The 12,617-nt window shown below is 42.8% G+C and carries 10 protein-coding genes, 10 tRNA genes and 1 rRNA gene; 1 reads left to right on the top strand and 20 read right to left on the bottom strand.

What is annotated here, in order from left to right; genetic code table 11:
* Positions 1 to 58: 58 nt before the first annotated feature.
* Both D8802_RS09425 and tgt read right to left on the bottom strand, forming a co-directional pair.
* The gene (locus D8802_RS09425; RefSeq protein ID WP_125395655.1) at positions 59 to 1,876 is read right to left on the bottom strand and encodes an acyltransferase family protein; all 1,818 of its coding nucleotides are present in this window, start codon (positions 1,874 to 1,876) and stop codon (positions 59 to 61) included.
* Positions 1,877 to 2,007: 131 nt separating this feature from the next.
* On the bottom strand, positions 2,008 to 3,150 hold the full coding sequence (gene tgt / locus D8802_RS09420) for a tRNA guanosine(34) transglycosylase Tgt (RefSeq protein WP_125395654.1): 1,143 nt from the start codon (positions 3,148 to 3,150) through the stop codon (positions 2,008 to 2,010).
* A 116-nt stretch (positions 3,151 to 3,266) separates the two neighbouring features.
* Here tgt and D8802_RS09415 point away from each other — a divergent pair, with 116 nt between their 5' ends.
* Positions 3,267 to 4,124, top strand: a complete 858-nt coding sequence (locus tag D8802_RS09415; RefSeq protein WP_125395653.1) for a DUF975 family protein — start codon at positions 3,267 to 3,269, stop codon at positions 4,122 to 4,124.
* 40 nt (positions 4,125 to 4,164) lie between these two features.
* On the opposite strand, the gene D8802_RS09410 is transcribed toward D8802_RS09415, so the two are convergent.
* The 18 genes from D8802_RS09410 to rrf all read right to left on the bottom strand — a co-directional run bounded on the left by D8802_RS09410 (position 4,165) and on the right by rrf (position 12,587).
* Entirely contained in the window at positions 4,165 to 4,527 is a 363-nt protein-coding gene (locus D8802_RS09410; protein ID WP_125395652.1) for a DUF1304 domain-containing protein, read from the bottom strand.
* Positions 4,528 to 4,537: 10 nt separating this feature from the next.
* Positions 4,538 to 4,963: a MarR family winged helix-turn-helix transcriptional regulator gene (locus tag D8802_RS09405; protein WP_125395651.1), complete on the bottom strand. Its 426-nt coding sequence runs from the start codon at positions 4,961 to 4,963 to the stop codon at positions 4,538 to 4,540.
* 196 nt (positions 4,964 to 5,159) lie between these two features.
* Positions 5,160 to 6,359: a LysM peptidoglycan-binding domain-containing protein gene (locus D8802_RS09400; RefSeq protein ID WP_125395650.1), complete on the bottom strand. Its 1,200-nt coding sequence runs from the start codon at positions 6,357 to 6,359 to the stop codon at positions 5,160 to 5,162.
* Between the two features lie 162 nt (positions 6,360 to 6,521).
* Positions 6,522 to 7,145: an HAD family hydrolase gene (locus D8802_RS09395; RefSeq protein ID WP_125395649.1), complete on the bottom strand. Its 624-nt coding sequence runs from the start codon at positions 7,143 to 7,145 to the stop codon at positions 6,522 to 6,524.
* A 3-nt stretch (positions 7,146 to 7,148) separates the two neighbouring features.
* Positions 7,149 to 8,429, bottom strand: a complete 1,281-nt coding sequence (locus D8802_RS09390) for an MATE family efflux transporter (protein WP_125395648.1) — start codon at positions 8,427 to 8,429, stop codon at positions 7,149 to 7,151.
* Between the two features lie 60 nt (positions 8,430 to 8,489).
* Positions 8,490 to 9,974: a threonine synthase gene (thrC, locus tag D8802_RS09385; RefSeq protein ID WP_125395647.1), complete on the bottom strand. Its 1,485-nt coding sequence runs from the start codon at positions 9,972 to 9,974 to the stop codon at positions 8,490 to 8,492.
* Positions 9,975 to 10,049: 75 nt separating this feature from the next.
* Positions 10,050 to 11,327: a glutamate-cysteine ligase family protein gene (locus tag D8802_RS09380; RefSeq protein ID WP_125395646.1), complete on the bottom strand. Its 1,278-nt coding sequence runs from the start codon at positions 11,325 to 11,327 to the stop codon at positions 10,050 to 10,052.
* A 183-nt stretch (positions 11,328 to 11,510) separates the two neighbouring features.
* Positions 11,511 to 11,594: transfer RNA gene (locus tag D8802_RS09375), tRNA-Leu, on the bottom strand.
* Positions 11,595 to 11,603: 9 nt separating this feature from the next.
* Positions 11,604 to 11,675: transfer RNA gene (locus D8802_RS09370), tRNA-Gln, on the bottom strand.
* Positions 11,676 to 11,688: 13 nt separating this feature from the next.
* Positions 11,689 to 11,761, bottom strand: a tRNA-His gene (locus D8802_RS09365).
* A gap of 14 nt (positions 11,762 to 11,775) precedes the next feature.
* Positions 11,776 to 11,846: transfer RNA gene (locus tag D8802_RS09360), tRNA-Trp, on the bottom strand.
* Positions 11,847 to 11,921: 75 nt separating this feature from the next.
* Positions 11,922 to 11,995, bottom strand: a tRNA-Met gene (locus D8802_RS09350).
* Positions 11,996 to 12,007: 12 nt separating this feature from the next.
* Positions 12,008 to 12,097 (bottom strand) — tRNA-Ser (locus D8802_RS09345).
* 5 nt (positions 12,098 to 12,102) lie between these two features.
* Positions 12,103 to 12,174 (bottom strand) — tRNA-Glu (locus D8802_RS09340).
* Positions 12,175 to 12,185: 11 nt separating this feature from the next.
* Positions 12,186 to 12,259, bottom strand: a tRNA-Ile gene (locus D8802_RS09335).
* Positions 12,260 to 12,293: 34 nt separating this feature from the next.
* Positions 12,294 to 12,364, bottom strand: a tRNA-Gly gene (locus D8802_RS09330).
* Between the two features lie 5 nt (positions 12,365 to 12,369).
* Positions 12,370 to 12,442, bottom strand: a tRNA-Val gene (locus tag D8802_RS09325).
* A gap of 29 nt (positions 12,443 to 12,471) precedes the next feature.
* Positions 12,472 to 12,587: ribosomal RNA gene (gene rrf / locus D8802_RS09320) — 5S ribosomal RNA — on the bottom strand.
* Positions 12,588 to 12,617: the final 30 nt, after the last annotated feature.

Genomic DNA, 12,617 nt, shown 5'->3' with positions numbered 1-12,617 from the left:
TATAGACCTCTTTTCTGGAGATATTTTAAAAGAGCTGGATTTCTCCAACTCTTTGATCTTATTTTGATTTTACAGGCAGTTCTTGAGCAGCCTTAACAGCAGCTGCAATCGTCTCTGCGTAAAGTTTAGCACCTTCTTCAATCATGTTGCTATCATTTCCAAAGTGGACTTGGTCAGTTCCAGCCCAGATTTCAGGGTGCTCCTTAGCAACCTTATTCCAGTCAGCGATGCTCACGTAAGGATTCTTTTCAGCTAATTCCCGCGCATAAGCCGCATACTGCTCCACTGATGTGTAAGTGTCCTTGCTCTTGTCTCCCTCATAAGGTGTCACCAATATCAGATGGTGTCCTTTCGGTAGATTGTTCACAATGCTGTCTAAATCATTCTTATAGCCTTCAGGATTATTGACTCCCGTTGCAATGACAACTGTTTTTAGCAGCGCCTTGTTCTGACTGTTATTGAGCATAATGTCATTGGCTTGCTTGGTCGTTCGACTAACTTGGGCATTGATATTTGCTTCAGGAAGTGCCTCTTGTAAGGCTGTATTGGCACGCAAGGCTACCGAATCGCCTATTAGGCTTGTTCCATCAGAAATTCCTAGACGACTCAGTTCAGCTTGTTCAGCAAGAGTCTTTGTTTGTCCTATATTGTTCTGGGCTTGTTTAAAACCATTCACCATCAAGTCTGTTTCAAAGGCTCCAACTTGGGGAGAGACAATAGTAATCACCAAAACAATCGCTCCAAGGATTCCCACACTAGAAGCACTGATGGATTTGATATGAGGCAATTTGCTGATTTTCCTAATGAAAGGATTGGTCCTACCAGCAATCAATGGCTCAATAATATAGAAGGACAAGATAGCAAAGAAATAGGAAAAGATAACTGTCAGGATAACAGCTAATAGATTCCCCATTAATTGAGAAAAGATAATATAAAAAGGCCAGTGGAAGAGATAAACCGCATAGCTGGTATCCGCTAGAAAGGTGATTATCCTAGGTTCTTGTATCTCTGGAGTCTTCTCTTGCAAGACACGCGCAGCAAAAATCATGATCACGGCCGCTAAACTTGCTAGTACGAAACCAAATAAATAAGCGAATAAGTAGGTGAACTTGACAAAGAAAGTCAAGAGCAATAACACCAAGAGACCTGCAGCCAACACCAGTAGATTTTGACGAAGATCCCACATCCGGTCAAACTGCTTGACTAAATCGCTCGTCTGACGAACACCCACAACCGTCGCCAAAATGCTTCCTAAAAAGAAAGGATAGACATGAGTCAAACTTGAAAAGTAGACAGATGAATAGGAACTCGCCATTAGACTACCAATGAACATGGAGAAAAAGCTAATGATAAAAGCTCCAGCAGAAAGAAGAAAGACCATCCCTCTCAATTGACTACTAGATTTTGAACGTTTCGATAAGAACCAAACCGCTAAGCCCCAAAGGATATAGTAGTGAACCTCAACAGCTAGGCTCCAGTTGTGAACAAAGAGATGCGGAATGAACTGGGATTCATAACTTCCCCCTGTTAACATTTCGTAGAAGTTGGTCATAAAACCGAGAACTCCAGCTATCTGGCCACCAATGCCAGCGACATAGTCTTGACGAACCAAGAAAGTAAAAGGCATGGTCACCAGAACCATCAGCACCACAGGTGGCACGATCCGATAAAACCGTCTCTTAAAAAAGCCCAGCAAATCAATCTGGCTTTTCTTTCCAAACTCTTCTAAAAGGAGGGAGGTAATCAAGAATCCTGAAAAAGTGAAAAAGACATCTACCCCAAAGAAGCCTCCAGGAAAGATTGTTTGAAAGAAGTGGTACAAGAGCACCAAAAGTAAACCTGTAATCCTAATCAAGGAAAACCATTTAATACGCATACGAGTTTATTCCCCACTCAATTAGATCTTAAAAACATCTAATTTTTATTCCATAATACACCTTATTTTATCAAAAAAAGAAGAAAAATCCTAAGAGAAAACTTAGGATTTTGGCATTCTAATTTTACACTTTAAAAATTGCGTCCTGACTTGTTGTAGCCATATTTTTCTACAAAATACTCACGGAATTCCAAGAGATTGTCATCCATGATGGCTTGGCGGACCTGCTTCATCAGGTTGAGTAAGAAGTAGAGATTGTGGTAGCTAGTCAAGCGGATACCAAAGGTTTCATCAGCCTTGAGCAGGTGACGAAGGTAGGCGCGTGTATAGTTCTTACATGTATAGCAATCACACTCAGAATCCAGTGGCGTAAAATCCTCAGCGAACTGGGCATTTTTGACAACCAAACGACCTTGGCTGGTCATACAGGTACCGTTACGAGCGATACGAGTTGGTAAGACACAGTCAAACATATCCACCCCACGAATGACCCCATCAATCAAGCTATCTGGCGCTCCCACACCCATCAGGTAGCGAGGTTTGTTTTCTGGAAGAAGTTGGGTTGTGAAATCCAAGACTGCATTCATCTCTTCGTGCGTTTCTCCCACTGCCAAACCACCGATAGAGTAACCTGGGAAATCCATGCTGACGAGGTCGTGAGCTGACTGACGGCGAAGGTCTTCAAATCCTGCCCCCTGTACAATCCCAAATAATCCTTGATCATGCGGACGACGGTGAGCCTTTAAACCACGCTCAGCCCAACGGCTGGTACGCTCGATGGATTTCTTAACATAGTCGTAAGGTTGATAAAACTGAGGACATTCATCAAAAGACATCATGATATCTGAGCCTAGATTGTTCTGAATAGAGATGGCTTTTTCTGGCGATAGGAACATCTTGGAACCATTGAGATGGTTTTTAAAGGTTACCCCTTCCTCGGTGATATTGCAGCTATCTGCTAGGGAATAGACCTGGAAACCACCGCTATCTGTCAAAATCGGCTGGTCCCAGTTCATAAATTTGTGGAGACCACCTGCGCGTGCAATGAGTTCATCTCCAGGACGAAGCCATAGATGATAGGTATTAGAGAGGATAATTCCTGATCCCATCTCCTTCAATTCTTCAGGCGACTGGGTTTTAACAGTGGCTTGGGTCCCAACTGGCATAAACATAGGTGTCGGGAAGGTACCGTGTGGGGTGATGATTTCTCCTAGACGAGCTCCTGTGTGTTTTTCTTTCTTAATCAAACGGTATTTGATTGGTGAATCTGACATTTTCTACCTCCGAAGCTGGGAAAGACAGTCCCAGTTCATACTTTGTGCCCAAAGGCATACTGTATGATTTTATCAAAAAAACCAGGAACTGTCACGAACTATGGTATAATGAAAGAATGAAATACCCAAAAATTGATTTAAAANCCATTCGTCTGCAGACGAGGCAGTTTCAGGCTGAAAATCCCCGCCTCTTTCTGGTTTACCTCCTTCCTAGTATGCTGGTCATCTTGTCAGGCTTTCTCAACCCCTTGGCTCGTCTCCAAGAAAGTGTTTTAGAGCAATCCTTTTTCAGCATGCTGGCACAAGTGATCCAAGCCTATCTCTTCCCGCTAGTGGTTTCTTTTGTGAGCACGATTTTTCTAGCAGGTGCTGCTTTTGCGACACTCAGACTCCTCAAGGATTCTGATACGGAACTCTCAGTAAAATCAAGCCTGGCCCTCTTTGCTGAAGAGCGCTTCTCGCAAACCTTCCTAACTCTGCTCCTCAAACGTTTCTACCTCTTTTTATGGAGCATTCCAAACTTAGTAGGCGTTTATTTCCTTTTTTATAGCAATCTCTTGGCTCGTAGATTTGTTGCCCTACATCCTGAGTTTCCAAAACTAGACCTCTCATCTATTGAAAACGAGCAATTCCTTATGACCTTTGGTCTCTACTTTTTTGCGAGCCTCATCTTGATGATTGTGGGCAATATCCTCTATATCCCGCAACATTACGCCTACTCGCAGGTAGAATTCCTCCTCTGCGACACCCTAGATTTAGGACAGGCTAAACCCCGTCAAATCCTGAAAACCAGCCGTTTCTTGATGAAGGGTTACAAATTCCAACGCTTTGTCCTCGACCTACAACTACTCCCTTGGTACTTCATCAATTGGATTACTTTTGGAATTGCTAGTTTTTCAATCCTTCCCTATATCCAAAACAATCACATCTTCTTTTACAGAGCCCTACTAGCCCGTAAACGTCGAAATGGATAAGAGCATACAAAAACCAGCGTCGTTCAAAACGCTGGTTTTCTTATTTCAAAAGCAACATACTCAGCAGAGTCAAAATAGCAGGCCCACCTTGCTTCAGAATAATCTTCTTGTCTGCTGTCAGAGAACCGTAGGTCGCTGCACCAAGCACAAATAAAACAAAGATGGTCACAATTTCCAAACTTTGTGAGAAATAAATCCCATACAAGAGAAACACACCTATCAAAGCATTATAAATTCCTTGATTTTTAAATAATGAACTCACTGAAGGACGAACCAGTTCTTCCTTATTCACATCAAACACGCGACTAGTAGTATCTGATTGCGTAGCCACACTTTCCAAATAAAAAATGTAAAAATGTTCCAAAGCAACTATAGTTGCTAAAACAATTGTAAAAATAGACATATTCCTCCCCTTAAATTTCTATCTCTTCTAAGCCAGATATCAACTTTTCTAACAAGCGACTGAACTCTTCTCGCTCTCCTTTTGTAAATACACTCTCCATCTGACTCTTTACGTTTATATGGTGTTGGGGAGAGTTGGTTATTAGTTGTTTTCTCGCAAAGTCTGTGACTTCCACCAAAACCTCCCTCTGGTTTTGAGGATTCCGACGTCGATTAACCAAACCTTCCTTTTCCAGAATTTTAAAGTGCCGTGTCAAGGCAGCTTGGTCAATCTTCAATCTCTCCTGAACTGCTATTTGATTACACGGTGACTGATCGATTAAGAAACATAAGATTTGATAACGAGTCAGACTAATTCCCAATTGTCGTTCGAATAGTTGTGTCATAGACTGATCTGCCAACCGTAGTTGATACAGTAAATCTTGGATTGCTACCATAAATCTTTCTCCTTTAAAGTTGATTCGTCAACGATTGACTTATCAAGTATAATACAATCCAAAAAATAAATCAAGTAATATGCTTAAATGCTCTTGATTTATTACTCACTTCCCCATCTTTGTCCCTTTTATCCTGAAGGAATCACACAAAAAAAGAAGTGGAAACTCAATCAGTTCCCAACTTCCATTTTAATGATTAGTTCATTGATACGTGAACGTGGTCATAGTGGTTTTCGGTTACGCTACCACGATCCGGCATTGGATTCCAAGTGTAGGCTGGTCCATATTTACTATCGTATGGAGCGTAGAAACGTTGCTTCCAGATGATATAGTTGATACCACGGCTAGCCATATTTTTGACTGCATATTCCGCGATTTGATCACCAAGTGCTGAACTCACTGGGACCATAAAGTCAATGGCCAAACCTTTACCATGGTCCCCACTGTCACCAGGACGGTAGCCACTAAAGGATGTAATCCCAAACAAGTTGGCTACTTCTTCTTTAAAGGCTGCAGTTTGTGGTTGAAGACCAGCGTTCTCAGACTTGGCTACAGCAAGCCCTGCATAGTCAGGAGCCGCTGGAGCTGAATAAGTTCTTGAAGGAGTTTGGCTTTGCTCTGCTTGATAAGTCGAAGTTGCAGTGTCAGAAGTTGCTGTTGATGCTGCTATTTCTTCTGTTGCACTTGTTCCTCTTGTATCAGCAGGCGTTTCCGTTACTGGTGCTTCTGCTGGAGTTGTTGCTGCCGTTTCATCAGTAGCTGGAGTAGTCGCTTGAGGAGCTTCTTCTTCAACTGGACGAGTTGTTTCTGCTACCGGTACTTCCGCTGGAGTTGTTGCTGCTGTTTCTTCAGCTACAGGTGTTTCTGTAGATGGTGTCTCTTCAACAACTGTCGCTGTCTCAGAAACTTCTGAACTTGGCGCTACTTCTGCTGGTTTTTCAGTCTCTGTTGCAGTTGGAGCTTCCTCAATTGGTTGAGAAAGGTCTTCTACTTGAACTGTTTGTTCATCGACTGTCACTTGATTCGTCGTCAAATCAGCTGTCGCAGTCGTCACTTCTTCACTAGCATCTGCTTGAGGAGTTTGGATTTCAACTTCCGTTACTTCTTCTGCCTCATTGACAGTTGTAGTGAGGACAGTATCTGGGAAAATCAAGTCCATATTGGTGATTTTGTTCAAATTAGCAAGAACCGTCACGTCTACTCCCAAAGCTTCTGCAATGGTGCTCAAAGTATCACCATACTGTACTGTATAGCTTGTTTTGTTGTCCGTTTTAGTCAAATCGTTTTTGATTTGCTCAACGGTACGAGCAGTCCAAAGGATCTCCTCTGCTTGAGTTGCCAAAACTGGGGCAAGAGACAAGGCTACTGTTGAGGCTAAAATAATTCTTTTCTTCATTCTTTTCTATTCCTTTCAAATAAATACCTGTCTATCATATCACAAAAAAAGCAGAAAAAAAGCCCTCTCGGGCCTATTTAATAGAACTGTCTATTCCTTGTAACAAACTCAATTACTTGAAATAGTTTGTTAGGTTTCTGTCACGCAACTGACAAAATTTTTTTATTCCTCAGCTTCAAAAATGCGGGGAATATCTGCCAGTGCTTGAATCCTGTGATTCCCTTCATAAGGCGACTCCAAAAAGTTAATGCTTTGAATACCGCTATTCTGGGCAAATTCCACATCCAGAGTTCTATCCCCAATATAATAGGTCTTCTCAGGATTCAGCTCATACTTGTCTAGCAGATAGGTCGCCGCTTCTGGACTGGGCTTGCGCGCAAAACCACTCTGACTGGTTAGAATTTCTGTGAAATAGCATTCCAACCCCAAGTCTCTGAGAATGGCAAAAGCATTGTCCCCCTTATGAGTATAGACAAACTGCTGAATCCCTGCTTGGTCTGCCCAAGCTAGCACTTCACGCGCACCTGGCATCAAAACTACCTGGGTATTCTTCTCAGACAGGCTCTGGGCACGCACCTGATTGAGCACTTCCGCATCCAGATTTCTCTCTTCTGCCACCTGCTCCAGCAAATCCTGCACCGAAAATTTGAGGATAAACTCTCTCACTTTCTCCTTATCATAAGGAATAGCAAACTGAGCAAAGGTCTCCTCAATCCCTGACAAAATCGCTTCGTAAGAATCCAATAAAGTCCCGTCTAAATCCCAAATAAAAGCTGTTTTTTGCATTTTCTATCCTTTCAAGCTCATATAACGCTGGTAACGGTAACGTAGAAATAACCAGCGAAAACCATTATCCAAGAGAGTCCCTGCCCAAATACCTGGTAAGCCCCAACCAAGAACAAGCCCAATAAGATAGGCTGTGCCAATGCGGATACACCACATCCCAATACTTGTCGCATAAAAGGGGAGGCGAGCATTTCCCAAGCCCTGCCAAACTGCCGTATAAATAACGATCCCTGTCGCCATGGGGGTTCCTAGTAGAGAGAACAGTGCCACCAAAACGCTCGCTTCGACTGCTACAGGATCGGTCGTATAGAGATGAGTCAGTGGTGTCCCTAAGGCATAGATACTGAGAGTTAAGGGCAACATGAGAAGCAGGGAAAGCCAAAAGGTTTGCTTGCTCAAATCATCTACTCTTTTCCAGTTATCCTCTCCAACTGCTCGAGCCACCTGCATGACCGTTGCCGTAGCGACACCAAAGGCAGGCATGTAGTTAAACTGGGTCAAGACTTCTCCGACTGCATTCCCCGCTACTGCCTCCGTCCCAAAAGAAACGACCAAGGCAATGATCACTACATCTCCAGCCCGCATCATGAGACGTTCTCCTGCCGCTGGCAATGCCAAGGTCAGTAAGTCTTTATCCAGTCCAAAAGTCGGTTTCGTATAAGGAAGTTTTAATTGTGACCACAAAATCACAAGACCGACTAAGCGAGACAAGATGGTCCCCCAAGCAACACCTGCTATCCCCATATCAAGGACAAAAATAGCTAGACTTGAAAAAAGAATATTCAAGGCATTGGATAAAAGACTAACATAGAGAGGCAGACGTGGATTATGCGTTGCACGAATCAAGGCACCTAGACTCGTCATCAAGCCCAAGAGAACAATCGATCCNCCCACCAAAGATAGGTAGAGCCCGCCACTCTCAGCCACAGCCTGCTCAGTTCCCAAAAGTTCTATCATCTCTTGCCCAGCAAAGAGCGATAAGGCGCCTAAAAGTGCACTCAGCAATAGGGTTATCTTGAGAGCCTCTGTCACGTGATAAGCCAACTTCGACTGATCTTTCTGCCCCAAACTTTTTGAAATAACACTGGAAATAGCAGCCCCTAGAGCGATAAAAATCGCCTGGTAAATCGTGATAATATTGCCAGCCACTGAAACACCCGAAATAGCGATCAATCCTAAATGAGCAACCAAATAACTGTCCACCATCCCCATGAGCATCTGCAAAAAGTTTTCGCCCATAGCTGGCAATGCAATATTAAGAATGTCTTTATTTTTCTTAAACAATCCTTCCTCCTGATGAAAAGAAACTCAGTTGGTTTCCCAACCGAGTTTACTTCCTCTGTCTTAAAGTCCTAGATAAGCCTCAACCGCTGCTTGCATGTCAGCAGCTGGCACTGTTGTCTTGTGACGAACAGGAGCTGTTTCAAGCCCGTCAACTGCTGGAGGCACTGCCACTCCTGAAATGTCATGTAACTGAGCCAAGGCTTCAAAGTCAGTCAAGCCAACTTTCCCAGTTACCGCTTCTACTGCAACGACTGGGAACTTGTATGGACTAGCTGTTGAAGCAATCACTGTCTTAGTCGCATCGTCAGTAGCCGCTTGGTATTTTCTATAAACTGCTGAGGCAACCGCTGTATGTGGGTCCTCGATGTAGGCATCTGCATCATAAACTCGCTTAATTTCTGCCGCAGTTTCTTCCTCAGTCGCATATTCAGCTGCAAAGAGTTCCAGAATCTCAGCATCAAAATCAGTCAGTTCATATTGTCCTTGTGTACTCAAGGCATTCATGAGTTCAGTTGTCTTAACCGCATCATTCCCCAAAAGATGGAAAATCAAACGCTCCAAGTTTGAAGATACCAAGATATCCATAGATGGACTAGTCGTTACCTTAAACTCACGTTTCTTATTGTAAACACGTGTTTTAAAGAAGTCAGTTAAAACATTATTGTCATTTGAAGCACAGACTAATTTACCAACTGGCAGACCAATTTGCTTGGCATAAAAGGCAGCCAAGATATTTCCAAAGTTTCCTGTTGGTACTGTGAAATTGACCTTTTCACCAGCCACAATCTCACCAGACTTGACCAACTGAGCGTAAGCATAAACATAGTAGACAATCTGTGGTACCAAACGACCGATGTTCATAGAGTTAGCTGATGAAAATTGCAACTTGTTCGCTGCCAATTTTTCACGGAGAGCTACATCGTTAAACATATGTTTCACATTTGTTTGCGCATCATCAAAGTTTCCATCAATAGCGATAACATGAGTATTGTCGCCAGTCTGAGTAGTCATTTGCAACTCTTGTACCTTGCTGACACCATCCTTTGGATAAAAGACGATAATCTCAGTTCCAGGAACATCGGCAAACCCCGCCATAGCAGCTTTCCCAGTATCACCAGATGTCGCTGTCAAAATGACAACCTTGTTCTCCAAACCATGCTTTTTAGCGGCTGTCGTCATAAAGTATGGCAAGATAGACAAGGCCATATCCTTAAAGGCAATCGTTGAACCATGGAACAATTCCAAGTTGAATTGCCCATCCAGTTTCACCAATGGCGCAATAGCTGGAGTATCAAACTTGCTATCGTAGGCATTGTTGATACAGTAGTCCAACTCCTCAGCCGTAAAGTCATCTAAAAATGCTGATAAAACTAATTTAGCCACTTCTTGGTAAGAAGCATCTTTTAATGTTTCAAAGTCCAAATCAACCTTTGGATAAGTAAGTGGTGTAAACAGACCACCATCCGTCGCCAAACCTTGCAAAATAGCTTGGCTGGCAGTTACTGTATTGTTGGCATCACGCGTTGATTGATAAACTAATGTCATGAATCTCTATCCTTTATCTATAGTCTCTTCCATTATATCACGATTTTTCAGAAAATTCTCCCTTTATAAGAGAAATTATAATCCCAATTCTTTCTTCAAAGGCTCTAAATAAACCATTTCTTGCTTATCTCTTTTCTCCAGTCCTTCCTCAGCTAGGGTGAGTAAGTATTTAGAAAACTCGAGAATCGCAGCTTCTTCCTGATCTGTAAGTTTTTTCTTAGAAAATTGTCGCCTTAAAGACTTGTAATCACGACCAGCTGTGGTAAAAAAAGGAGCAGCTCGCAAGTAAGCTTCTAACTTATCTAAATTAACTAATAATCCCAAGTGAAAGGCAGCAGAAGCAAAAGTCCTATCAAGCGGCTGAGTACACACACTACGAAACTCAACTGTTCCTCGAGTCGTTAAGTCTTGGTACTGATAACTACGATGAGTTTGGAAATCCTCCTCCTGAGGATAAAGAAGAATCTCTTCCCCATCAAGAGCGAAAGCATGAATTTCCAGGGTTCCTAAGTAATTTTTTGCTCGAATTGGATAAAAATAATAGGTTTCACCATCCCGTTCCGCAGTAAAAATCGCAGAATGATTTAGATAGTCAAAAAAATCAGCTTCATCTTTAAAGAGTCTAGCATTGACACCTACATTCTCTGGATAGATCCCATGCATAGATTTTTCCCAAAAAATATCTCTTGAAACTTTGGTATCCCAGTCTGCCCCCGAAAACACAGAATTGGCAAACAAATAGGCTTTTGCTGCTTCAATTTGTGTAAAAACATTGATAACACGCAGGTAGTTAGACTTTGAAACATCCAGTTGAACTTGGCTCCCACAGATAAAAGCGCCATATCGTGGATAATCGTGTAAATCCATACCTGGAAGAGTTCTGCTCAACTTCAAATAGTTCATTAACATCTGATAGCGGGGATAAGCCACTGGTTGATTCTCATTCTTCTCCCAGTAGGGATGGATTCCAGAACCAACTATGGCATGATTTGTTTCACCCAACTTTTTCTGAATCAGATCCATGTAGTCTCTAAAACGCTCCTCAACCTCTTGAATGGATTTAGCCCTACCAAAAGCAAACTCAACGGTCGTATAAGCAACTTCAAATAAGATTGTATCCTGACTTAAGGGATCTAGCAACTGAATTGGATTACCAAAATCATCAACTTTTTCGATAGTAAAGCCCAGTACTGATGGTAAATATCGAAACAGTTCCTTAACAATCTCAATATCCGTAGCCTTACCCTCTAAATTTACAACAGGATACTCCAGCTCAACCCCAACAAATAAATCAGGCTTCTCTTTTATATTCTTTAAGTAACGTTTCTTTAGTAATTCAACAGAACGAGACATTAACCACCAAACTCTTTCATAATCTACATAAAATGTGAATAAGTAATATTATACCAAAAACACACTAAAAATGATTAGAATAAGAAGAAAAAGATAATTCATCAGTTATCTGTACTTAAAGAAAAATATCAAAATCTTCACTAAATCAAAAAACAAGGTCCGAAAACCTTGTCGTTATTACTATACCGGCGGCCGGGGTCGAACCGGCACGTCCTTGCGGACACTGGATTTTGAGTCCAGCGCGTCTGCCAATTCCGCCACGCCGGCAAATAGTAACTGGGGTAGCTGGATTCGAACCAACGCATGAGGGAGTCAAAGTCCCTTGCCTTACCGCTTGGCTATACCCCAATAATATAAAATAGGCGAGTGATGGGGATCGAACCCACGCATGCCAGAGCCACAATCTGGTGTGTTAACCACTTCACCACACCCGCCATAATTCTATAAACACGGGCAGTAGGAATTGAACCCACACTGAAGGTTTTGGAGACCTTAGTTCTACCTTTAAACTATGCCCGTAACTAAAGACGGAATCGAACCGCCGACACATGGAGCTTCAATCCATTGCTCTACCAACTGAGCTACCGAGCCAAATTGCGGGAGCAGGATTTGAACCTACGACCTTCGGGTTATGAGCCCGACGAGCTACCGAGCTGCTCCATCCCGCGTTAATAATAAAAAGGAGGATGTGGGATTCGAACCCACGCACGCTTTTACACGCCTGACGGTTTTCAAGACCGTTCCCTTCAGCCAGACTTGGGTAATCCTCCAAAAATAGTCCGTACGGGATTCGAACCCGTGTTACCGCCGTGAAAAGGCGGTGTCTTAACCCCTTGACCAACGGACCATATTCATAAATGGGCACGAGTGGACTCGAACCACCGACCTCACGCTTATCAGGCGTGCGCTCTAACCACCTGAGCTACGCGCCCAAGTTAAAAACTTGGTAATTTGAACAAAGTTCAAAGCGGGTGACGAGAATCGAACTCGCGACAACAGCTTGGAAGGCTGTAGTTTTACCACTAAACTACACCCGCTAAAATGGGAGTTAACGGGATCGAACCGCTGACCCTCTGCTTGTAAGGCAGATGCTCTCCCAGCTGAGCTAAACTCCCAAAAAGGAAGCCTCTAAACTTCCTATTCTGCTAAGCGACTTCCATATCTCACAGGGGGCAACCCCCAACTACTTCCGGCGTTCTAGGGCTTAACTACTGTGTTCGGCATGGGTACAGGTGTATCTCCTAGGCTATCGTCACTTAACTCTGAGTAATACCTACTCAAAATTGAATA

The sequence above is a fragment of the Streptococcus oralis genome, from assembly GCF_003943395.1.
Taxonomy (GTDB): Bacteria; Bacillota; Bacilli; order Lactobacillales; family Streptococcaceae; genus Streptococcus; species Streptococcus oralis_BF.
The sequence above is the reverse complement of the archived record's forward strand: the minus strand, read 5'-3'. Positions and strand labels throughout refer to the sequence as shown.